Source organism: Roseovarius salincola, assembly GCF_026891095.1.
GTDB lineage: Bacteria > Pseudomonadota > Alphaproteobacteria > Rhodobacterales > Rhodobacteraceae > Roseovarius > Roseovarius salincola.
In genome coordinates, this window is sequence record NZ_JAPTNL010000001.1 from 390,887 (window position 1) to 411,199 (window position 20,313).

The window sequence follows — 20,313 nt, forward strand, 5'->3', positions numbered from 1 at the left end:
GAGCGATGAAAGACGTGGATGACATTCCCGCACTGATGGCCGGGATCGGCCAGCGCGCCCGGGCGGCGGCCAGCGAATTGGCGAGTGCCAGCCCTGACGCCAAACGCAAGGCGCTTGAACTGGCCGCCGATGCGGTCTGGACGGGGCGCGCCATGATCATGGCCGCCAACGAACAGGATATGGCCTATGGGCGCGAAAAGGACCTGTCGGAGGCCATGATGGACCGCCTGCTGCTGACCGAAGAGCGGATCGGCGGCATTGTCGCGGGCTTGCGCGCGGTGGCCGCCCAGGACGATCCGGTGGGCGAGGTCCTGGCCGAATGGAACATGGAGTCGGGTCTGCATATCCGCCGGGTGCGCACCCCCATCGGCGTGATCGGCGTGATCTACGAAAGCCGCCCCAACGTGACCGCTGATGCCGGTGCGCTGTGCCTCAAGGCGGGGAATGCGGTGATCCTTCGGGGTGGATCCGAGAGCTTCCATTCATCCGCCGCGATCCACACCTGTCTTGTCGAGGGACTGCGCGGTGCCGGGCTGCCCGAGGACGCGATTCAACTCGTGCCGACACGCGACCGCGCCGCCGTGCAGGCGATGCTGACCATGGTCGACGATATCGATGTGATCGTGCCCCGCGGCGGCAAGGGGCTTGTCGCACTGGTGCAAAGCGAGGCGCGGGTGCCGGTCTTTGCGCATCTCGAAGGCATCGTGCATATCTTCATCGACCGCGAGGCCGACCCGGAGAAGGCCCTGAAAGTGGTGCTGAACGCCAAGACCCGGCGCACCGGGATATGCGGCGCGCTGGAATGTCTGCTCATTCATCGCGACGTGCTGGACACGATCGGGCAGGGCGTGGTGCGCGCGCTGATGGATGCCGGTGTCGAAGTGCGCGCCGATGAGACGTTACAGGCCATTCCGGGCACCGAAGCCGCCAATGAGACGGATTGGGGGCGCGAATACCTCGACAGTATCGTGGCCGCGCGCGTGGTCGATGATCTGGACGCGGCAATCGCGCATATCCGCCGCTATGGCTCGCAGCATACCGATTGCATCATCACCGAAGATGATGCCGCCGCCACCGCGTTCTTCGAGCGGCTCGACTCCGCGATCCTGATGCGCAACGCCTCGACCCAGTTCGCAGATGGCGGCGAGTTCGGCATGGGTGCCGAGATCGGCATCGCGACGGGCAAGCTACATGCGCGCGGGCCGGTGGGGGCCGCGCAGCTGACCAGTTTCAAATACCTCGTCGAAGGTGATGGCGCGACGCGCCGCTAGGGATCAGGACCCGATGGTGATTTCAACACTGTCGGGGCCGGCTTCAAACGAACAGCGGCGATCCATCGACGCCATATGGAGCGGCAAGAGCAGGAACTGGACCGCCGCCGGGGGCACGTCCTCATGCTGTGGTTCGCCGCGCAACAGCCCCCATAAGCCCGGATCGACCCGCAGCCGCTTGCCCGTCGCGCGGATACGGAATGCACTATCGCAATCCCGGATCGAGATCGCACCCCCATAGGGCAGGGCATGTTCGCAACAGAGCGTTGCCAGCAAGACCAGCTGCGCCATGCGCCGGGCCATATGGGCCTCCGGGTTCCAGTCGAGGGTGATGCGGCCGCCGTCATGGATCGCAGCAAGGATGCGGCGGATTTCGTCAGCGCTGACCGCCTGCGCATCCGAGGCGATGCCGAAAGCCAGCCGGAACAGGCGGATCCGGGCATTGGCATGGGCGGCGCTGTCACTGACCAGCGCCATTTCGGGGCGTTCCTCGGCACCGGAAAGCTGCAACAGTTCGAGCCCGTTGGCGACGGCCCCGATGGGGCTGATCAGGTCATGGCAGATCCGCGACCCTATCAGCGCGGCCAGTGTTTCGTTATGGTGAGGCATGTCAATCTCCGAAAGGCACGCGCATATGTCGGACCTCAATTCACTTCTTGAACCCGGCATGCTGGTGCAGCATCCGGACCAGCCCGATTGGGGCGTCGGGCAGGTGCAATCCAATATCGGCGGGCGCATCACGGTAAATTTCCGCGAGGCCGGAAAGATCGTGATCGACGCGAACCGCGTGGCGTTGCTGCCTGTCATAGAGGACCGATAGAGTTACCAAATGATTAACGTGGAGGCGGGCGCGTGGAGATGGTGCGCAGGCGTTGCCTTTGTGCAGCGCCTTCACTACAAACCTCGCCACATGCCGCCATGCATCCTGAGGCACGATGGATTCAGCACATGCTCCGCAGTTTCGCGTCAAGCTGGCCAGCAGCGAGGATGACCTGCGCGCGGCGCAGCGTCTGCGTTATCGTGTCTTTGTCGAGGAACTGGGTGGCGACGGGCCGCTGGTGGATCATGACGCGCGCCTTGAGCGGGACCGCTTCGATCAATGGTTCGATCACCTCATCCTGATTGACGATGCCAGGGGTGGCGATGTCGTGGGCGTGTACCGGGTGTTGCGCGACGACCAGGCGCAGCGCGCAGGGCAATTCTATTCCGAGGATGAATACGATATCGATATCCTCAAGCGTTCAGGGAGACGGCTGTTGGAGCTGGGGCGTTCCTGCCTCGACATGGATTATCGCGGCGGTGCTGCGATGTACCATCTCTGGACCGCATTGGCCGACTATGTCAGCCGGCACGGGATCGAGATCCTGTTCGGCGTCGCCAGCTTTCACGGCACCGATACGCAGGAACTTGCACAGCCCCTGTCGCTTCTTCATCACCGTCATCTGGCGCCGCCACCGCTACGGGTGCGCGCCCAGCCCGCGCATTTCGCGTCTATGGACCTGGTTCCCGAGGCCGATCTCGACCGGCGCGCGGCGATGTTGAAGGTGCCCGCATTGATCAAGGCCTATCTGCGCCTTGGTGGTCATGTCGGCGAGGGCGCCTTTGTCGACCATGATTTCAACACCACCGATATCTGCCTGGTGATGGATGCCGAACGCATGAGTGAAAGAAAGAAAAGCATATACACAAAGGGTGTTACGGGGTGAACTTCACCTGGGACCCGGGCGACACCGCGCCGATGCCCCCAATCGGCGTCGCGGGCTGGGTGCGGGTCCTGCTACGCGGTGGCGCCTTGGTCGTGCTGCTGCTCGGAGGGCTGATCGTGCTTCTTGCGCTGCGCGGTGTCGAGCGCCCCCTGCACGGGCTGCACCGTCCCTGGACCGCGCATGTGCCGCAATGGGTCAGCCGGGCGGTGTTCGCAATCCTGGGAATGCGCCTCGAGGCCAAGGGCGCGCCGATGCGCGCGCATGGTGCCGTGGTCGCAAACCACTCATCTTGGCTCGATATCTTCGCGCTCAACGCCCGCAAACGCATCTATTTCGTCTCGAAATCCGAAGTCGCCGGCTGGGCCGGTATCGGCGTCCTGGCGCGCAGTGCGGGGACCGTATTCATCAACCGGAACCCCAGGGAGGCGCGCGCCCAGACCGAGATGTTCGAGCGGCGGCTGCTGATGGGGCACAAGCTGCTGTTCTTTCCCGAGGGCACATCCACCGACGGATTCCGGGTGTTGCCCTTCAAGACGACGCTGTTTCAGGCGTTCTTCGCACCCCATCTGCTGCATGATGCGCATATCCAGCCGGTCAGCGTGATCTACAACGCCCCGGAGGGCGAGGATCCGCGGTTCTACGGCTGGTGGGGCGAGATGGATTTCGCGCCGCATCTGCTCAAGATGCTGGCGGCGCGGCGTCATGGCACGGTCAGAGTCGTCTATCACGCCCCGCTCCGGGTCGGGGAGTTTGAACACCGCAAGGCTCTGGCCGCCAGGCTCGAGCAAATCGTGCGTGACGGCATGCCGCCCGAACGCCGGGGTGCGGGCTGACCGTTCAGCCCATCGCCGCAATCAGCTTGCCGAGTTCCGCTGCGGGATCGTCGCAGGTCCAGATCTCGTCGCCGATCGCGAAAAAATCCGTGACCGGCGCAAGGCTCTGCATCAGCGTCGCATCAAGCGCGCCTTCGGCGACCACCGGCAATTCGATCATCTGCGACCACCATTCGAACAGATCGCGCCCGGCCAGCGACCCATCGCCAAGCGCCGTCGCGCCAACCGGGCCGAAGCCGACATAATCCGCGCCCGCTTCGCCGGCATTCATGCCCTCGTGCCGCGAGGCGGCGCAATAGGCCCCCACAATGGCGTCATTGCCAAGCGCCTTGCGCGCCTTGCGCACCGAACGCGCACCATCGCTCAGATGCACACCGTCCAGACCCAGCCGCTCGGCCAGGATCAGGTGACTGTCGATGACCAGCGCGATGTCACGCGCATGGGTGATCTCGCGGCAGGCATCGGCGGCGCGTGACAGCCGGTCCTCGTTCTGCGTGGCCAGCGCCAGACGCACACAGGCGACCTCATGCGCATCGATCACCGCGCCCAGCCGGTCGCAGAAATCCGAAAGCTCGAATTCGCGCGGCGTGACGAGGTAGATCTGGGGTTGCTCGGTTTCGGCCATGATTTGCGTCCTGACTTTGATTTGCGCCCCTATAGCGCGAAAGCCGGGCCAAGGCCAAGCATCCGATGCGCCCGTGCTTCATCTGGCGAGAAATACCTCGGGGGAGTCGCGCCCGCGGCGCGACGGGGGCAGCGCCCCCGAAATCCGCGATCAGCCCGGGGGCGGACCGCATGAAGCGATTCGATGCGTCCGACAAGGTCAGAATGGCCTTTCACCCGGTAGCGATCCATGCAATAGGGAAGCGCCAAACGATCTGTCCATGGAGAAACGCGATGGAGATTCGTGAGGCGCTGACCTTCGATGATGTCCTGCTTGTTCCCGCAAAGTCCAGCGTGCTGCCCAGCACGGCGGACACGCGCACGCGGGTCACCCGATCGATCGACCTCAACATACCCTTGCTCAGCTCGGCCATGGATACCGTGACCGAAAGCAGCATGGCGATCTGCATGGCGCAGACGGGCGGCATGGGCGTCATTCACCGCAACCTGACCGTCGATGAACAGGCCCGAGAAGTACGCCGGGTGAAGCGTTTCGAATCCGGTATCGTCTACAATCCGATCACCCTGACCCCCGACCAGACACTGGCCGATGCCAAGGCCCTGCAGGAGCGATACAACGTCACCGGCTTTCCGGTGGTTGATGAGGCCGGCCGCGTCGTCGGGATCGTGACCAATCGCGACATGCGCTTTGCCGACCGGGACGACACGCCCGTGCGCGTCATGATGACCTCGGACCGGCTGGCGATCCTGCAGGAGCCCGCCGACCGAGAGGAAGCCAAATCCCTCATGAAGGCACGCCGCATCGAGAAGCTGCTGGTCACCGACGGGCAGGGCAAGCTGACCGGCCTGCTGACTTTGAAAGATACCGAACAGGCGGTGCTGAACCCGACCGCCTGCAAGGACGAGTTGGGCCGGTTACGGGTCGCGGCCGCCTCGACCGTGGGCGATGCCGGGTTCGAGCGCGCGCAGGCGTTGGTCGATGCGGGTGTGGACATGATCGTGATCGACACGGCGCATGGTCATTCCGAGGGCGTCGCCCATGCCGTTGAGCGCGCCAAGGCGCTGTCGAGCGAGGTGCAGGTCGTGGCCGGCAATGTCGCCACCGCCGAGGCGGTCCGCGCGCTGATCGGTTCGGGCGCGGATGCGGTCAAGGTCGGCATCGGCCCGGGCAGCATCTGCACGACCCGGATGGTGGCGGGCGTCGGCGTGCCGCAGCTCACCGCTGTCATGGATTGCGCGCAGGCTGCGGGCGACGTGCCGGTGATCGCGGACGGGGGCATCAAGTTCTCGGGCGATTTCGCCAAGGCGATCGCGGCGGGCGCGTCCTGTGCGATGGTCGGCTCGATGCTTGCAGGCACCGATGAAAGCCCCGGCGAGACGATCCTTTACCAGGGCCGCAGCTTCAAGGCCTATCGCGGCATGGGCAGCCTTGGCGCGATGGCGCGCGGTTCGGCCGATCGCTATTTCCAGAAGGATGCCGCCAGCGACAAGCTGGTGCCCGAGGGCATCGAAGGGCAGGTGCCCTACAAGGGCGCGGCGGGCAACGTGCTGCATCAGCTGGTCGGCGGTTTGCGCGCGGCGATGGGGTATACGGGCTGCGCCACGGTCGAAGAGATGCGCCGCGACTGCAAATTCGTGCGTATCACCGGTGCCGGTCTGAAGGAAAGCCATGTGCATGACGTGCAGATCACCCGCGAAAGCCCGAACTACCGCATCGGTTAAGCCCGTCGGGGCCATGCCATGACGCCCGGCGCGCGCGTTGCCGCCGCGATCGGGGTTCTTGATGTGATCCTCGCAGGCGAGGCGGCGGAAAAGGCGCTGACAGGCTGGGCGCGCGGCGCGCGCTATGCCGGATCGAAGGACCGCGCCGCCGTGCGCGACCATGTGTTCCAGGCACTGCGTTGCAAACGCTCCTATGCCTGCCTTGGTGGCGCGATGACGGGCCGGGGGTTGATGCTGGGCGCATTGCGAGATGCGGGTGAGTCCGTGTTGCCACTGTTCTCGGGAGACGGTCATGCGCCTGCGCCCTTGAGCGTGGATGAAGCCACCGGCGGTCGTGCGCCCGAAACCGACGGCGAGCGGCTCGACCTGCCCGACTGGTTGCTGCCGCTTTTCAGGGACACGCTTGGAAAGCGGGCCGAGGCGGCAGCGCTTGCATTGCGTGGGCGCGCACCTCTCATGTTGCGGGTGAACGTGCGGCGCGCAACGCGCGACGAGGCCATCGCGCTTCTGGCCGAAGACGGGCTTGCTGCCGATCCGGTTTCAATCGCCCCGATGGCGTTGCGTCTGGATGAGGGTGCGCGCGGGGTCGCGAATTCACGCGCATTCCGCGAGGGGGTCGTCGAATTGCAGGACGGCTCGAGCCAGGCCGCGATGGCGGCGCTTGATCTGACGGGCGCGGGGCGGGTCCTGGATTACTGCGCAGGCGGTGGCGGGAAGGTGCTGGCGCTGGCTGCGCGCGCCGATGCCGCCTTTTTCGCCCATGACGCCGCGCCGCGCCGGATGGCCGATCTGCCCGCCCGCGCCGCCCGCGCCGGTGTCAGGGTCCAGCTGCTTGAGAACGCACGAGAGGCCGCACCCTATGACCTGGTGCTGTGCGACGCGCCCTGTTCGGGCAGCGGCACATGGCGCCGCAACCCGGATGCGAAATGGCGCCTGAGCGCCGAGCGCCTTGCGGAACTGGGGCGGACCCAGGGCGATATCCTTGATCAGGCGCAGGCGATGGTCGCGTCGCACGGGCGGCTGGCCTATGCGACCTGCTCGGTGTTTCACGCCGAGAACGAAGCGCAGAGCGATCATTTCATGGCCCGTCATCCCGGTTGGCGCGAGATCCTGCGACGGCGCTGGCCGATTGGCGCACAGGGCGACGGGTTCTATCTCTGGGTCGCCGAGCGGCGATGATGCGCGGCATGCAGCCTTGACGTGTGCTTCGGGCCTGCTTTAACCTTCGATAAAGGCTTTTCGGTCAAAAGGATCTGAACCGAATCGCCGACCGGGGGGCCAACAGGTGACAAAAACCGCTCAATTCCCGATGCCGCTGCGGCGGGCTGCTTCTGACATTCGGCCAAGGATCGGTGCGATCCTCGCGGCGGCGCTGATCTTTGCGGCCACTGGTGGTATTGTCGGGGCAGGACTCGCGCAAATGGTGATATGGCTGGTGGCCGGGACGCTCGCAATGACGGCGGGATGGATCGTGCTGCTTTCGCTGATCCATTCGCGCGCCGATCACATACAGCAAGCCCGGATCGCGCAACTTCTGGAACATGATCCCACACCCAGCCTTGTGGCGGCTGCGGATGGTGCGCTTGCCCATTTCAACCCCGCCGCAAAGCGGCAGCTCGACACGGGCGGCGCAAGCACGCTGGCCGGGGCGTTTCAGGGCACGCTCGCCAATCCGGGCGCCATTCTTTTCAGGCTGGAAAGCCGCGCGCGGGTGCGCGGCGCGGCGCGCGAAGCGGTGATCACGCGACAGGGGCATATGCATGTCTCGGTTCATCGCGTCGGACCGGAGACCTATCTTTGGCGGATCGAGAAGCCGCTTGGCGGGGTGCAGATTCATGCCGACCCGATGCCGTTGCCGCTGATGACGGTGGGGCGCAATGACACGATCCTGTTCATGAACGCCGCCGCGCGAAACCTGGTTGGTGAAAGGGTGCGCACTCTGGACGAGATATTCTCGCGCTTGCAGCCACGCCCCGGCCAGGTGAATGACATCATAAGCCGCACCGGGCCGATGCCCTGCCTTCTTGTCGAACTTGAAGCGTCCGCCGGGCGGCGCGAGCTTTTCCTCTTGCCGGGTATCGCCACGCCTGAGCGCCAGCCCGATGGATGGGCCTTTTTCGATGAACTGCCTGTGCCGCTCCTGAAGCTGGCACCCAGCGGCGAGATCGAACTGTCGAACCGCCCGGCGCGTGATCTGCTGGGCGTTGCCGCATGTCAGGACCGCCGCCTTGGCGACCTGCTCGAAGGTTTGGGCCGCTCGATCACCGACTGGCTCGAGGATGCCGCCGCCGGGCGCGGTGGTGGTCATTCGGAATTCATGCGGGTGCGGCGCGACGACAAGGAAGTGTTCGCGCAGGTGACGCTGAACCGCGTAAGCGAGGCGGGCAAGACCGTCCTGATCGCGGTCCTGAGCGATGCGACGAAACTCAAGTCGCTTGAGGCGCAGTTTGTCCAGAGCCAGAAAATGCAGGCGATAGGCCAGCTTGCCGGCGGCGTGGCGCATGATTTCAACAACCTGTTGACGGCGATCACGGGGCATTGCGATCTGGCGCTGCTGCGCCACGATCAGGGCGATGCAGATTATGCGGACCTCGTGCAGATCAGCCAGAATGCCAACCGGGCCGCGGCGCTGGTCAGTCAGTTGCTGGCCTATTCGCGCAAACAGACCCTGCGCCCCGAGATGATGGACATGCGCGACATGCTGGCCGATCTGACCCACCTGCTGAATCGCCTCGTGGGCGAAAAGGTGATGCTGGCACTGAGCCACGATCCGATGCTGTTCAAGATCCGCGCCGACAAGCGTCAGCTTGAACAGGTCCTGATGAATCTGGTCGTCAACGCCCGCGATGCCATGCCCGAGGGCGGCGATATCCGTATCGTCACGGAAAACCTTGATCTGGCGCAGCCCATGCGGCGCGGGCGCGCGGTGGTGCCCGTGGGGCGCTACGTGTCGGTTCGCGTGATCGACGAGGGGGTCGGCATCCCCGCCGACAAACTGCAAAAGGTGTTCGAACCGTTCGTGACCACCAAACGTCCGGGCGAGGGCACGGGACTGGGTCTCTCGACGGCCTATGGAATCATCAAGCAGACAGGTGGCTTCATCTTTGTCGACAGCGTGGTGGGCGCGGGCACGACCTTTCAATTGCTGCTGCCCGCCAATGACGCCCCCGAGGAACCGCTGGAGGTGCCCGAGACCAGCGTGGCGGGCAAGACGCGCGCCGATGGCGTCGTGCTGCTGGTCGAGGATGAAGCCCCGGTGCGCGCCTTTGCCAGCCGCGCGCTGCAACTGCGCGGCTACACCGTGCTCGAGGCGGAGTCGGGCGAGGATGCGCTCAAAATGCTGAAAGACCCCGAACTGAAGGTCGATGTCTTCGTCAGCGACGTGGTCATGCCGGGACTAGATGGCCCTGGCTGGGTTTCGCAGGCGCTCAAGCACCGCCCGGATGTGCATGTGGTCTTTGTTTCGGGTTATGCCGAAGAGACATTCGGGGATGCACAGAAGGCGATCCCGAATTCGGTTTTCCTGCCAAAGCCCTTCTCGTTGACGGAACTGACCGAGACCGTTCAGCGCCAGATGGGTTGAACAGGCCGACGGCGTCAGTCCTGTGGCAATGGGCGATAGGTCCCGCCCGCGCCGATCCCTTCCCAAAGGGCGAATTCACCCGCGCATTTGCGGCGCATCTTGTCGGCGGTCGCTTCCGAGAGTTCCAGCACCATCGCGGGCGAGGCATTCTCTTGGGGCGTTTCGAAGTCAAGTTCCAGCCGCTCGTGCAGAAACGCCTTGAGACCAGCCTGATCCTCATAGCGGAAAAGATGGGTGACCGCGGTGCCGTTCTTTTGCGGCTCGAGAAATTTCGCCTGCGAGCCAACATTGGCGAAAGAGGGTTTTTCGCCCTTGGTATAGGCATCCACGAACCCGTCGAAATCGACATCATGGGTCGCGTTGCGCTGTCCCTTCATGAAGGGCCTGCGGCGATAGCGATACCAGCTTCCCAGCCAGTCGATGGGCTCACGCATGACCGCCACCACATCGAGCGGCGCGCCGATGAACTTTTCGAGAGCGGGGCGAAAGAAGCGGTTATAGCGAAATACCGGCGCATGCTTGAGCTCGGGCGGATCGCTCACCACCATCGCCGCATGCGGCGCAAGTGCGGCCTGATAGGCGGTCGTGCCGGTCTTTGGCACCGAGAGGAACACCAGCCTGGCCTTTGAAAACACGAGCATTTGCGCACCTTTCCCAGAGCAACCGAACCAATCCGCCGTGCGTTAACGACATCTTCATCTCTGCGCGAAAAACTGGGGCGTGTGAACAATTATCTTGAAATGTTCTCCTTTTGTCTTCATACGTCAGGGAACAAGAGGTGAACACAGGCAGTGATTGCCGCCCGAAACAGGGTGTGAAATAAGGGACCGGAACAATGGCAACGGCAGATCTTTTGACCATGGACAGCAAGAAGAACGCGGACAAGCAGAAAGCGCTCGACAGCGCGCTTGCGCAGATCGAACGTCAGTTCGGCAAGGGCTCGATCATGAAGATGGGATCGGACAACCCGGTCGCCGATATCGAGGCCACGTCGACCGGCTCCCTGGGGCTGGATATCGCACTTGGGATCGGTGGCCTGCCCAATGGCCGCATCGTCGAGATTTACGGCCCCGAAAGCTCGGGCAAGACCACCCTCACGCTGCATTGCGTCGCCGAGCAGCAGAAGAAGGGGGGGGTTTGCGCCTTTGTCGATGCCGAGCATGCGCTGGATCCGATCTATGCCAGAAAACTGGGTGTGGACCTTGATGAACTGCTGATTTCTCAGCCCGACACGGGCGAACAATCGCTGGAAATCGTGGACACGCTGGTGCGCTCGGGCGCAGTCAGCATGGTGGTGGTCGACTCGGTCGCTGCCCTGACCCCGAAATCCGAACTTGAAGGCGAGATGGGTGATTCCAGCGTCGGCGTGCAGGCCCGGCTGATGAGCCAGGCGATGCGCAAGCTGACCGGTTCGATCAGCCGCAGCAAATGCACCGTGATCTTCATCAACCAGATCCGCATGAAGATCGGCGTGATGTTCGGCAGCCCCGAAACCACCACCGGCGGCAATGCGCTCAAATTCTACAGCTCGGTGCGTCTGGACATCCGCCGCATCGGTGCGGTCAAGGACCGGGACGAGGTTGTCGGCAATGCCACTCGCGTCAAGGTCGTGAAGAACAAGGTCGCGCCGCCCTTCAAGCAGGTGGAATTCGACATCATGTATGGCGAGGGTATCTCCAAGACCGGCGAATTGCTGGATCTGGGCGTCAAGGCCGGTGTGGTCGAGAAATCGGGCAGCTGGTTCAGCTATGGTGACGAGCGGATCGGCCAGGGCCGCGAGAACGTGAAACAGTTCCTCAAGGACAACACGCAGATCGCGCTCGAGATCGAGGACAAGATCCGCGCCGCGCATGGGCTGGAATTCGACATGCCCGAAGACAAGTCAGGCGACAAAGGCGAAGGCGGCGACGATATCCTGGAGGCATGAACGCTTTCGGCTGAAGGTATTGGGTGCAATCAGGCCCGGGCGCAGAGAGCGCCCGGGCCTTTTCTTGCTGTGGACACCGGCGCTGGCCGTGGATAAAGCTGCACAACGCAAGGTCAGATGCCCCGGAAAAGAACGAGACCCAGATGCCCACGCTGAACGAAATCCGCTCAACCTTTCTGAATTTCTTCGACAGGAACGGCCATCAGATCGTCGAAAGCTCGCCGCTGGTGCCGCGCAACGACCCGACGCTGATGTTCACCAATTCGGGCATGGTGCAGTTCAAGAACCTCTTCACCGGGGTCGAGCATCGCGACTACACGCGCGCCGCCACCAGCCAGAAATGCGTGCGTGCCGGTGGCAAGCATAACGATCTGGACAATGTCGGCTACACCGCGCGCCATCACACTTTCTTCGAGATGCTGGGCAATTTCAGCTTTGGCGATTACTTCAAGGAACAGGCGATCCCCTATGCTTGGGACCTGCTGACCAAGGATTTCGGGATCGACAAGTCCAAGCTGCTGGTCACGGTCTATCATACCGATGACGAGGCCGCCGATATCTGGAAGAAATACGCCGGCCTGCCCGAAGAACGTATCATCCGCATCGCCACGGATGACAATTTCTGGTCGATGGGCGCAACCGGCCCCTGCGGCCCCTGCACCGAGATCTTCTATGATCACGGGCCCCATATCTGGGGTGGCCCGCCGGGCAGTCCGGAGGAAGATGGCGATCGCTTTATCGAGATATGGAACCTCGTTTTCATGCAGAACGAGCGTTTCGAGGACGGCACGCAGCGCGATCTTGACATGCAGTCGATCGACACCGGCATGGGGCTGGAGCGGATCGGCGCGCTGCTTCAAGGCAAGCATGACAATTACGACACCGACCTGCTGCGCGCCCTGATCGAGGCCAGTGCCAACATTACCGATGGCGAACCCGACGGGCCGGGCAACGTGCATCATCGTGTGATCGCCGACCACTTGCGCTCGACCTCGTTCCTGATCGCCGACGGGGTGATGCCCTCGAACGAGGGGCGCGGCTATGTGCTGCGCCGGATCATGCGCCGCGCGATGCGCCACGCTCATCTATTGGGCGCGCAGGATCCGGTGATGTATCGCCTTGTGCCCAGCCTCGTGACCCAGATGGGGCAGGCCTTTCCGGAACTTGGCCGCGCACAGGCCCTGATCGAAGAGACGCTGAATCTGGAGGAGACGCGCTTTCGCCAGACGTTGGAGCGGGGCTTGCGGCTGCTGGATGATGAGCTTGACAAGCTGTCGGATGGGGCACCTTTGCCCGGTGAAGCTGCGTTCAAGCTATATGACACCTTCGGCTTTCCGCTGGACCTGACACAGGATGCGCTGCGCGAAATGGGTCGTGCGGTGGATGTTGCAGGCTTTGATGCGGCCATGGCCGAGCAGAAAGCCAAGGCGCGCGCCGCCTGGAGCGGATCCGGCGAGGCGGCCGACGCCACGATCTGGTATGACATCGCCGACAAGACCGGCGCGACCGATTTTCTGGGCTATGACACCGAGATCGCCGAAGGGCAGATCACCGCCTTGGTGCGCGGCGGCAAGCCTGTTGAAAAGGCAGACAGCGGCGACGAGGTTCAGATCGTGCTGAACCAGACGCCGTTCTATGCCGAATCCGGCGGCCAGGTCGGCGATACCGGCACGCTCAGGACGGATGCCGGCAGTGCGCGCATCACTGACACCAAGAAAGTGGCTGGCGTGTTCATCCATGTCGCCGAAGTGACCAGCGGGACGATCTCCACGGGCGAAGCCGCGCAGCTTGAGGTGGATCACACCCGTCGCAGCGCCATTCGCGCCAACCATTCGGCCACGCACCTGCTGCACGAGGCGCTGCGCCAGACACTTGGCGATCATGTCGCACAGCGCGGCAGCCTGAACGCACCCGACCGGCTGCGGTTCGACTTCAGCCATGCCAAGCCGCTGAGCGATGACGAACTGGCGCAGGTGGAAGGCGACGTGAACGCCTTCATTCGTCAGAACGCGCCGGTCGAAACCCGGATCATGACGCCAGACGACGCGCGTGAACTGGGCGCGCAGGCCCTGTTCGGCGAGAAATACGGCGATGAGGTGCGCGTCGTGTCGATGGGCACACAGGATGGGTCAGGCAAGGGCATGGATGGGCGGACCTATTCGATCGAACTTTGCGGCGGCACCCATGTGCGTCAGACCGGCGATATCGGGCTTTGCGTCGTGACCGGCGATCAGGCCTCGAGCGCGGGCGTACGCCGGATCGAGGCCCTGACCGGGCAGGCGGCGCTGGATCACCTGAGCGCGCAGGCCAAGCGCGTGGATGCGCTGGCCGGCGAATTGAAGACCCGGCCCGAGGATCTGGTTTCCCGCGTGAAGTCGCTGATGGACGAGCGCCGCCAACTTGCCAACGAAGTGGCGCAGCTGCGCCGCGAACTGGCGATGGCTGGGGGTGCGGGGCAGGGCGGTGGCACCGAGCCGCACGAAATTGGCGGGGTGAAGTTTCTCGCACAAGTGCTCAGGGGCGTATCGGGCAAGGATCTTCCCGCGCTCATCGACGAGCACAAGACACGGATCGGATCCGGCGCGGTCCTTTTGATTGCCGAGGCCGATGGCAAGGCGGCCGTCGCGGCGGGCGTCACCGACGACCTGAGCGACCGGATCTCGGCAGTTGACCTGGTGCGCGCGGCGACGCCCGAACTTGGCGGCAAGGGTGGGGGCGGGCGCCCCGACATGGCCCAGGGCGGCGGGCGCGACGCGAGCAATGCCGATTCCGCGATCAAGGCCGCCGAGGCGGTCCTGGAAGCCCAGGAGGGTGTGGAATGACCGTATATCTGATCGCCCGGATCGACGTGACCGACCCGGAAGATTACCAGACATATGCCAGCAAGACAGTCGAGCTGGCGGAAAAGGCGGGCGGTGAATTCCTGGTGAAGGGTGGCGCGCAGAGCTTTGTCGAGGGCGACGGGCCGGATCGCCATGTGATCATCGCCTTTCCGAGCCGGGAACAGGCGCTTGCCTGGTATGAATCACCGGAATATCAGGAGATTTTGCCTATCGCGCTGCGCAGCTCGCGGCGTGACATCGTCATCGTGGAAGGAATTTGACCATGCCAGCACTCTGGATCGCCCATGTCACCGTCACCGACGAGGAGGCCTATGGCCGCTACGCCGCGCTGGCCGGGCCTGCCATCGCCAAGCATGGCGGGCAGTTCATCGCCCGGGGCGGGCGCTATGTGCAACTTGAGGGCAAGGAACGCGCGCGTAACGTGGTGGCGCGCTTTCCAAGCGTCGAGGCCGCCGAGACATGTTATCACAGCCCCGAATACCAGGAGGCGCTGAGCCATGCGCGCGGCGCCTCGGAGCGTGAGTTGCTGATCGTCGAAACCAGCGAGTAGGCGCGGCATTTCCTTGCGTGATTCGAACCGGAAGAATTTCCAAATAAGAAACGATGGCGCCTTGTCCCAACGACTGTTTCTCATGACCCGATAGACGTCGTTGCGGCCGACTCCGGAATAGTGGCAAAACTGTGGCGAACAGGACACGAAACGCGCGGTTTTGCGATTTTTCTAATGTTTATCAGCCGTGGCGACTAAAAAATTTCGACGGTCGATGTGCGATTTTCCGCCGATGTGAGTTAACCTTATACGTGTTAATGTAACGAGTGGAGTTAACTATGAAGAGAACGCTTTTTGCTGCCGCTGCTTTCTCCGTCGCAAGCATGTTCAGTGTCCCTGCACTGGCTTGGGAGGGTCGGGTCGTGGAATGCTATGGCAAAGTCTGGAGCCCTGCCAAGTACAAGGTTACCGAAGTTGAGGTGAAGTCTTCACGCACAGCGTGGGAGCACCGGAATGGGCAGATGGTGAAGATGTACTATCCGCCGGTCTACAAGGAAGTGAAGACCAAGACGCATGATGGCCACTGGATCATGCGCAAGGAAGCGTGCGTCGCACCGACGAACTGAGACGGCGGCCTGTCCACCGTGATCAAGGAGAAGGCTCCGGATTTTCCGGGGCCTTCTTCATTTCTGCAGACTCAAGATTTTCGTCGTCACTCTTTGGGCCAAGCTGCGCCCTATTTGAGTCGAATCGTAATGCCATGGTTCTTCGCAGCACATCCTGTGACGTAACAAGTGGAGTAACGAGATGAAAAGAGTATTGTTTTTGACCTGCGCCCTGATGGCGGCGGGCACGGCCCATGCCCAGGACCCCAAGCTGATCGGATGCTTTCAGAAGGTTCACGTCCCGGCCCAGTACGATGTCAAGAAAATCAAGATCAAGGACGCCGAGCGCAAATACGTGAAACGCAACGGCCGGATCGAGCTGATCGAATACGCCCCGGTGTTCCGCGAGGAAAAGACGCTGCTCAAGGAAGCATATGAGGTGATGCAGGAGATCCCCTGCGATTGAGGGGGAGACTCTGATTTTGTGGCGCATCCGATGCCTGGACGCGGCTTGTCTCTGCACTAGGCTTTGATCCGGAAGGAGCGCCCATGCGACTGTTCTTGTTGATCCTTGTGCTTTCGCTGCCCCTCGAGACAAGGGCGCAGGACATGTCAACGCTCAACCAGCCTGGTGTGGTGGCGCTGATGCGTCATGCGCTGGCGCCGGGCACCGGCGATCCGCAGGACTTCGATCTGGATGAATGTTCAACGCAGCGCAATCTCGATGCGCGTGGCCGCGATCAGGCGCGCCGCGTCGGGCAGGCTCTACGCGAGGCCGGCGTCACCTTCGATGCGCTCTGGTCCAGTCAGTGGTGCCGCGCGCGCGATACGGCGAAACTGCTTGACCTCGCCGAAGTGACGGAGCAGCCCGCGCTCAACTCGTTCTTCGCGGGGCGCGGAGATCGCGCGACGCAGACAGCTGAAACTCTGGACTTGATCGGCGCACAATCACCAGACGCCCGGCTTCTGCTGGTATCTCATCAGGTCAATATCAGTGCGCTGACCGGCAGTTTCGCCGGATCGGGAGAGATCATCGTCGCCCGCCGCAGGGATGGCGGCGGGCTTGAGGTGATCGACCGGATCAAGATCGCGCCCTAGACGGTTTTCGCCGCGCGCTTGCGCTCGTGCGGATCAAGATGGCGTTTGCGCAGGCGGATGGCATTCGGGGTGACCTCGACCAGTTCATCGTCGTCGATATAGGCGATGGCCTCTTCAAGGCTCATGGTGACCGGCGTGGTCAGGCGGACCGCATCATCGGTGCCCGAGGCGCGCACGTTGGTCAGTTTCTTGCCCTTGAGCGGATTCACTTCGAGATCGTTTTCGCGGCTGTGCTCGCCGATGATCATGCCCTGATAGACCTTGGCCTGCGCGCCGATGAACATGCGCCCGCGCTCTTCGAGGTTCCAGAGCGCGTAGGCCACGGATTCCCCGTCCTCCATCGAAATCAACACGCCTGCGCGACGACCGGGGATCGGCCCCTTGTGTGGCGCCCAGCCATGGAAAACCCGGTTCAGGACACCGGTGCCGCGCGTATCGGTGAGGAATTCACCCTGATAGCCGATCAGACCGCGCGACGGCACAAGGGCGATGATCCGGGTTTTGCCCGCACCGGCGGGTTTCATCTCGGCCAGTTCGCCCTTGCGCGTGCCTGTGATCTTTTCGATCACCGCGCCGGAATATTCGTCATCCACGTCGATGGTGACTTCCTCGATCGGTTCCAGCCGCTTGCCGTCGGCATCCTCACGCATCAGCACCTGCGGGCGCGAAATGCTGAGCTCGAAACCTTCGCGGCGCATGTTCTCGATCAGAACGCCCATCTGGAGTTCGCCGCGGCCAGCGACCTCGAATGCCTCGCCGCCCGGCGTGTCACTCACGCGGATGGCGACATTCGATTCGGCCTCTTTCATCAGCCGGTCGCGAATGACGCGCGATTGCACCTTCTTGCCGTCGCGCCCGGCCAGCGGGCTGTCATTGATGCCGAAGGTCACAGAGATGGTGGGCGGGTCGATCGGCTGCGCCTCAAGAGGCTGGTCGACCGCGAGCGCACAGATTGTGTCGGCGACGTTGGCTTTCTGCATGCCGGCGATGCTGACGATATCGCCGGCGACGGCCTCGTCGATTTCCTGCTGGCCAAGGCCGCGGAAGGCGCGGATCTTGGTGACGCGGAACTGTTCGATCTTCTGGCCGATCCGGCTGATGGACTGCACGGTCTGGCCCACCTTGAGGCGGCCGGTTTCAACCCGTCCGGTCAGGATACGCCCGACGAACGGATCGGCGCTGAGCGTGGTGGCGAGCATACGGAAATCATCATCTGCGCGGGCCTGCTGGCGCGGCGCAGGAACATGGTTGACGATCAGTTCAAACAGCGCGGACAGGTCCTTGCGGGGGCCGTCAAGTTCCGCATCGGCCCAGCCCGAGCGCCCGGATGCGTACATATGCGGGAAGTCGAGCTGGTCTTCGCTGGCGTCGAGATTGGCGAAGAGATCGAAACACTCGTTCAGCGCGCGGTCGGGTTCGGCATCGGGCTTGTCGACCTTGTTGAGCACGACGATCGGGCGCAAGCCAAGCGCCAGCGCCTTGGATGTCACGAATTTGGTCTGCGGCATCGGACCTTCTGCGGCATCCACCAGAAGGACGACTCCGTCAACCATGCTAAGGATGCGCTCGACCTCGCCGCCGAAATCGGCGTGGCCGGGGGTGTCGACGATATTGATGCGGGTGCCCTTCCACTCGACGCTGGTAGCCTTGGCAAGAATGGTGATGCCGCGCTCGCGTTCCAGATCGTTGGAATCCATGGCGCGCTCGTCCACGGCCTGATTGGCGCGGAAGGCGCCGGATTGCTTGAGAAGTTCGTCGACCAGCGTGGTTTTGCCGTGGTCGACGTGAGCGATGATCGCGATGTTGCGCAGGTCCATGTTCGTCCGTTCCCGGGAAAGTTTCACAGCGCCCTATAGGCAGAGCGACCGAAAGGCCAGAGGCAAATCGCCAGCAGCCCAAGAGCGGCGGGGAATGCGGCGCATCGGTCCCGCAAACCTTAGCATGGCAGGGCCGAGCGGGCGAGGATTCGCCCCGCTGCCGAGCTTGAACCGGGCCAGGCCGGGGGCGGCGGATGTATCGACGAGCCCCAGGTCAAGCCGCGTGTGGCCCCGCGCCGCCAGCCAGTTGGCCGCCTCCCACAGCAACAGGTGATGGGCCGAGAGCGCGCGCCCTGCGGATCCCGTCCAGCCGATGTGATAGGTCGCGACCGGAGGGTGCAGCAGGAACAGCATGAACGCAACGGTTTGGCCGTCGCGCCGCGCAATAAACAGCCTTGTGGCATCTTGCGAGCAGGCGGCCCAGGACAGCGCGAATTCCGGCGGCAGGGCGGCGTACCCGCGCGCGCGACGCTGCGCGGCCTCGCGCTGCAACAAAGCCATGTCGCGGATTGGGTCAAGCTGGCGCGAGAGAATGTCGAGCCCGCCGGCTTGCGCGCGTCGCAGGCGATTGCGCCATTTGCCGTGCTGATGGCTCAGCCTTTGGGCTTGGGGGTAGGTCAGATCCAGCTCGGCCATGTGTTGCGGCGTCATGACTGCGCGAAAACCCGCCGAGCGATAAGGGTCTTTGTCCCGCATGGTTTCCGGCGTGGCGATCCAGAGCGCCGGGGGAAGGGCGCGGAGCAATGCATGCAGGACCAGCGCGCGGGATCTGTCGCCGGTTTCCGGCGCCCATACAGGACCGCGCGGAAGGTAACAGACCCGGAAAGGCCCGAAGCGGCGCTGCAGGATCTGAGCGCTTGCCTGAACGCGTCCTTCATCGCTGGCGTGAAAGGCGACGATCTGTGCCGCATGGCCCGCCAGAGCGCGCCCGTAGAAGGGATGCTGTTGCAAGGCGCAGGGGCCGGGGGGCTGCGGCTGGGACCCAAGGGTGAAATCCATCCTGTGATTAACGCAATCAGAACCTAAAGCCGCGTTAATCGGCGCATGAAACAGAAGCGAAAGACCGTGCTGGGGCATTTCGCACCCGGCGCGCGGCTGACCTTGTTAGGTGTGATACTCGTGTCGGGGGCCGCGTCGTTGCCGTTGCTGGCAGTGATGGCGCTGCTGTCTCTGGTCCTGAAATGAAAAGGCCGCCCCCCGTGGAGCGGCCTGACATCGCCATGCGCGTCGGATGAGATCAGAACGGAATCTCGTCGTCGATATCGCGCGAGGGCCCGCCCGAGGGTCCTTCCTGCGAGGGTCCGCCGCCGTAGTCGCCACCATAGTCGCTGCCATAGCCGCCACCCTGGCCGGAGCCGCCGCCACTACCACCGCCGTCACCGCGACCGTCAAGGAAGGTCATTTCACCCGCATAGGGACGCAGCACGACTTCGGTGCTGTAGCGATCCTGACCTGACTGGTCCTGCCATTTGCGGGTTTCAAGCTTGCCTTCGAGATAGACCTTGGACCCCTTGCGCAGATATTGCTCGGCCAGGCGCACGAGCGCCTCGTTGAAGATCGCGACACTGTGCCACTCGGTGCGTTCGCGACGTTCGCCGGTGTTGCGGTCCTTCCAGTTTTCGGATGTGGCGACGCGCAGGTTGCACACCTTGCCGCCGTTCTGGAATGTCCGGACCTCGGGGTCACGGCCAAGATTGCCGATAAGAATTACCTTGTTCACTGAGCCGGCCATCGTGACCTCCTTGCAGATGTGTTTTCGCGTTGCTGCCAGCGTTACACCATCACGGGCGGATG

The 20,313-nt window shown here is 63.4% G+C and carries 21 protein-coding genes; 15 read left to right on the forward strand and 6 right to left on the reverse strand.

From position 1 onward, the window contains the following. Window positions 1-5 precede the first annotated feature (5 nt). Complete coding sequence (locus tag N5A93_RS01920; RefSeq protein ID WP_268953356.1) at window positions 6-1,271, forward strand: glutamate-5-semialdehyde dehydrogenase; 1,266 nt, start codon at window positions 6-8, stop codon at window positions 1,269-1,271. 3 nt (window positions 1,272-1,274) lie between these two features. On the opposite strand, the gene N5A93_RS01925 is transcribed toward N5A93_RS01920, so the two are convergent. Next, a complete protein-coding gene (locus tag N5A93_RS01925) occupies window positions 1,275-1,880 on the reverse strand; it encodes a histidine phosphotransferase family protein (protein ID WP_268953357.1) in 606 nt (201 codons plus the stop codon). Between the two features lie 25 nt (window positions 1,881-1,905). Here N5A93_RS01925 and N5A93_RS01930 point away from each other — a divergent pair, with 25 nt between their 5' ends. The 3 genes from N5A93_RS01930 to olsA all read left to right on the forward strand — a co-directional run bounded on the left by N5A93_RS01930 (window position 1,906) and on the right by olsA (window position 3,810). Continuing rightward, entirely contained in the window at window positions 1,906-2,091 is a 186-nt protein-coding gene (locus tag N5A93_RS01930) for a DUF3553 domain-containing protein (RefSeq protein WP_268953358.1), read from the forward strand. 115 nt (window positions 2,092-2,206) lie between these two features. Then, window positions 2,207-2,977, forward strand: a complete 771-nt coding sequence (gene olsB, locus N5A93_RS01935) for an L-ornithine N(alpha)-acyltransferase (RefSeq protein WP_268953359.1) — start codon at window positions 2,207-2,209, stop codon at window positions 2,975-2,977. Then, complete coding sequence (gene olsA, locus N5A93_RS01940) at window positions 2,974-3,810, forward strand: lyso-ornithine lipid O-acyltransferase (RefSeq protein ID WP_502263976.1); 837 nt, start codon at window positions 2,974-2,976, stop codon at window positions 3,808-3,810. The genes olsB and olsA overlap by 4 nt, the downstream gene beginning before the upstream one ends. Window positions 3,811-3,814: 4 nt before the next feature. Here olsA and N5A93_RS01945 read toward each other — a convergent pair whose 3' ends face one another. Beyond that, on the reverse strand, window positions 3,815-4,435 hold the full coding sequence (locus N5A93_RS01945; protein ID WP_268953360.1) for a thiamine phosphate synthase: 621 nt from the start codon (window positions 4,433-4,435) through the stop codon (window positions 3,815-3,817). A gap of 272 nt (window positions 4,436-4,707) precedes the next feature. Between N5A93_RS01945 and guaB the strand changes: the two genes are divergently transcribed. The 3 genes from guaB to N5A93_RS01960 all read left to right on the forward strand — a co-directional run bounded on the left by guaB (window position 4,708) and on the right by N5A93_RS01960 (window position 9,739). Then, on the forward strand, window positions 4,708-6,156 hold the full coding sequence (gene guaB / locus N5A93_RS01950) for an IMP dehydrogenase (RefSeq protein ID WP_268953361.1): 1,449 nt from the start codon (window positions 4,708-4,710) through the stop codon (window positions 6,154-6,156). 18 nt (window positions 6,157-6,174) lie between these two features. Continuing rightward, window positions 6,175-7,335, forward strand: coding sequence for an RsmB/NOP family class I SAM-dependent RNA methyltransferase (locus N5A93_RS01955; protein ID WP_268953362.1), 1,161 nt, complete (start codon window positions 6,175-6,177; stop codon window positions 7,333-7,335). A 130-nt stretch (window positions 7,336-7,465) separates the two neighbouring features. After that, entirely contained in the window at window positions 7,466-9,739 is a 2,274-nt protein-coding gene (locus N5A93_RS01960; RefSeq protein WP_268953502.1) for an ATP-binding protein, read from the forward strand. A gap of 14 nt (window positions 9,740-9,753) precedes the next feature. Here N5A93_RS01960 and N5A93_RS01965 read toward each other — a convergent pair whose 3' ends face one another. Further along, window positions 9,754-10,380, reverse strand: coding sequence for a gamma-glutamyl kinase (locus tag N5A93_RS01965; RefSeq protein ID WP_268953363.1), 627 nt, complete (start codon window positions 10,378-10,380; stop codon window positions 9,754-9,756). Between the two features lie 194 nt (window positions 10,381-10,574). Between N5A93_RS01965 and recA the strand changes: the two genes are divergently transcribed. The 7 genes from recA (at window position 10,575) to N5A93_RS02000 (ending at window position 16,702) form a co-directional block, all read left to right on the forward strand. Further along, window positions 10,575-11,666: a recombinase RecA gene (recA, locus tag N5A93_RS01970; RefSeq protein ID WP_268953364.1), complete on the forward strand. Its 1,092-nt coding sequence runs from the start codon at window positions 10,575-10,577 to the stop codon at window positions 11,664-11,666. Between the two features lie 143 nt (window positions 11,667-11,809). Then, window positions 11,810-14,488: an alanine--tRNA ligase gene (gene alaS, locus N5A93_RS01975; protein WP_268953365.1), complete on the forward strand. Its 2,679-nt coding sequence runs from the start codon at window positions 11,810-11,812 to the stop codon at window positions 14,486-14,488. Further along, window positions 14,485-14,769: a DUF1330 domain-containing protein gene (locus N5A93_RS01980; protein ID WP_268953366.1), complete on the forward strand. Its 285-nt coding sequence runs from the start codon at window positions 14,485-14,487 to the stop codon at window positions 14,767-14,769. The genes alaS and N5A93_RS01980 overlap by 4 nt, the downstream gene beginning before the upstream one ends. A 2-nt stretch (window positions 14,770-14,771) precedes the next feature. Further along, entirely contained in the window at window positions 14,772-15,059 is a 288-nt protein-coding gene (locus tag N5A93_RS01985) for a DUF1330 domain-containing protein (protein WP_268953367.1), read from the forward strand. A gap of 278 nt (window positions 15,060-15,337) precedes the next feature. After that, window positions 15,338-15,625 (forward strand): hypothetical protein, encoded by a 288-nt coding sequence (locus N5A93_RS01990; RefSeq protein ID WP_268953368.1) that lies wholly within the window; start codon window positions 15,338-15,340, stop codon window positions 15,623-15,625. 181 nt (window positions 15,626-15,806) lie between these two features. Next, window positions 15,807-16,070 (forward strand): hypothetical protein, encoded by a 264-nt coding sequence (locus N5A93_RS01995; RefSeq protein ID WP_268953369.1) that lies wholly within the window; start codon window positions 15,807-15,809, stop codon window positions 16,068-16,070. An 83-nt stretch (window positions 16,071-16,153) separates the two neighbouring features. After that, entirely contained in the window at window positions 16,154-16,702 is a 549-nt protein-coding gene (locus N5A93_RS02000; protein ID WP_268953370.1) for a histidine phosphatase family protein, read from the forward strand. On the opposite strand, the gene typA is transcribed toward N5A93_RS02000, so the two are convergent. Continuing rightward, complete coding sequence (gene typA, locus N5A93_RS02005; protein ID WP_268953371.1) at window positions 16,699-18,519, reverse strand: translational GTPase TypA; 1,821 nt, start codon at window positions 18,517-18,519, stop codon at window positions 16,699-16,701. The two genes, N5A93_RS02000 and typA, sit on opposite strands and share 4 nt — an antisense overlap. 33 nt (window positions 18,520-18,552) lie before the next feature. Continuing rightward, on the reverse strand, window positions 18,553-19,518 hold the full coding sequence (locus N5A93_RS02010) for a lipid II:glycine glycyltransferase FemX (protein WP_268953372.1): 966 nt from the start codon (window positions 19,516-19,518) through the stop codon (window positions 18,553-18,555). A 45-nt stretch (window positions 19,519-19,563) separates the two neighbouring features. Here N5A93_RS02010 and N5A93_RS02015 point away from each other — a divergent pair, with 45 nt between their 5' ends. Next, window positions 19,564-19,704 carry a hypothetical protein gene (locus tag N5A93_RS02015; RefSeq protein WP_268953373.1) on the forward strand — a complete coding sequence of 47 codons (141 nt, stop codon included), beginning with the start codon at window positions 19,564-19,566 and terminating at the stop codon, window positions 19,702-19,704. A gap of 52 nt (window positions 19,705-19,756) precedes the next feature. Here N5A93_RS02015 and ssb read toward each other — a convergent pair whose 3' ends face one another. Beyond that, window positions 19,757-20,251: a single-stranded DNA-binding protein gene (gene ssb / locus N5A93_RS02020; RefSeq protein ID WP_268953374.1), complete on the reverse strand. Its 495-nt coding sequence runs from the start codon at window positions 20,249-20,251 to the stop codon at window positions 19,757-19,759. Window positions 20,252-20,313: the final 62 nt, after the last annotated feature.

What these genes read in the sequence shown, in the direction of transcription:
- N5A93_RS01930 (WP_268953358.1), top strand. Translation starts at nt 1,906, where the DNA reads ATGTCGGACCTCAATTCACTTCTTGAACCCGGCATGCTGGTGCAGCAT.
- N5A93_RS01925 (WP_268953357.1), bottom strand. Translation starts at nt 1,880, where the DNA reads ATGCCTCACCATAACGAAACACTGGCCGCGCTGATAGGGTCGCGGATC.
- N5A93_RS02010 (WP_268953372.1), bottom strand. Translation starts at nt 19,518, where the DNA reads ATGGATTTCACCCTTGGGTCCCAGCCGCAGCCCCCCGGCCCCTGCGCC.
- N5A93_RS01985 (WP_268953367.1), top strand. Translation starts at nt 14,772, where the DNA reads ATGCCAGCACTCTGGATCGCCCATGTCACCGTCACCGACGAGGAGGCC.
- N5A93_RS01995 (WP_268953369.1), top strand. Translation starts at nt 15,807, where the DNA reads ATGAAAAGAGTATTGTTTTTGACCTGCGCCCTGATGGCGGCGGGCACG.
- alaS (WP_268953365.1), top strand. Translation starts at nt 11,810, where the DNA reads ATGCCCACGCTGAACGAAATCCGCTCAACCTTTCTGAATTTCTTCGAC.
- ssb (WP_268953374.1), bottom strand. Translation starts at nt 20,251, where the DNA reads ATGGCCGGCTCAGTGAACAAGGTAATTCTTATCGGCAATCTTGGCCGT.
- N5A93_RS01960 (WP_268953502.1), top strand. Translation starts at nt 7,466, where the DNA reads ATGCCGCTGCGGCGGGCTGCTTCTGACATTCGGCCAAGGATCGGTGCG.
- N5A93_RS01955 (WP_268953362.1), top strand. Translation starts at nt 6,175, where the DNA reads ATGACGCCCGGCGCGCGCGTTGCCGCCGCGATCGGGGTTCTTGATGTG.
- guaB (WP_268953361.1), top strand. Translation starts at nt 4,708, where the DNA reads ATGGAGATTCGTGAGGCGCTGACCTTCGATGATGTCCTGCTTGTTCCC.
- recA (WP_268953364.1), top strand. Translation starts at nt 10,575, where the DNA reads ATGGCAACGGCAGATCTTTTGACCATGGACAGCAAGAAGAACGCGGAC.
- N5A93_RS02000 (WP_268953370.1), top strand. Translation starts at nt 16,154, where the DNA reads ATGCGACTGTTCTTGTTGATCCTTGTGCTTTCGCTGCCCCTCGAGACA.
- N5A93_RS01980 (WP_268953366.1), top strand. Translation starts at nt 14,485, where the DNA reads ATGACCGTATATCTGATCGCCCGGATCGACGTGACCGACCCGGAAGAT.
- N5A93_RS02015 (WP_268953373.1), top strand. Translation starts at nt 19,564, where the DNA reads ATGAAACAGAAGCGAAAGACCGTGCTGGGGCATTTCGCACCCGGCGCG.
- olsB (WP_268953359.1), top strand. Translation starts at nt 2,207, where the DNA reads ATGGATTCAGCACATGCTCCGCAGTTTCGCGTCAAGCTGGCCAGCAGC.
- N5A93_RS01965 (WP_268953363.1), bottom strand. Translation starts at nt 10,380, where the DNA reads ATGCTCGTGTTTTCAAAGGCCAGGCTGGTGTTCCTCTCGGTGCCAAAG.
- typA (WP_268953371.1), bottom strand. Translation starts at nt 18,519, where the DNA reads ATGGACCTGCGCAACATCGCGATCATCGCTCACGTCGACCACGGCAAA.
- N5A93_RS01990 (WP_268953368.1), top strand. Translation starts at nt 15,338, where the DNA reads ATGAAGAGAACGCTTTTTGCTGCCGCTGCTTTCTCCGTCGCAAGCATG.
- N5A93_RS01920 (WP_268953356.1), top strand. Translation starts at nt 6, where the DNA reads ATGAAAGACGTGGATGACATTCCCGCACTGATGGCCGGGATCGGCCAG.
- N5A93_RS01945 (WP_268953360.1), bottom strand. Translation starts at nt 4,435, where the DNA reads ATGGCCGAAACCGAGCAACCCCAGATCTACCTCGTCACGCCGCGCGAA.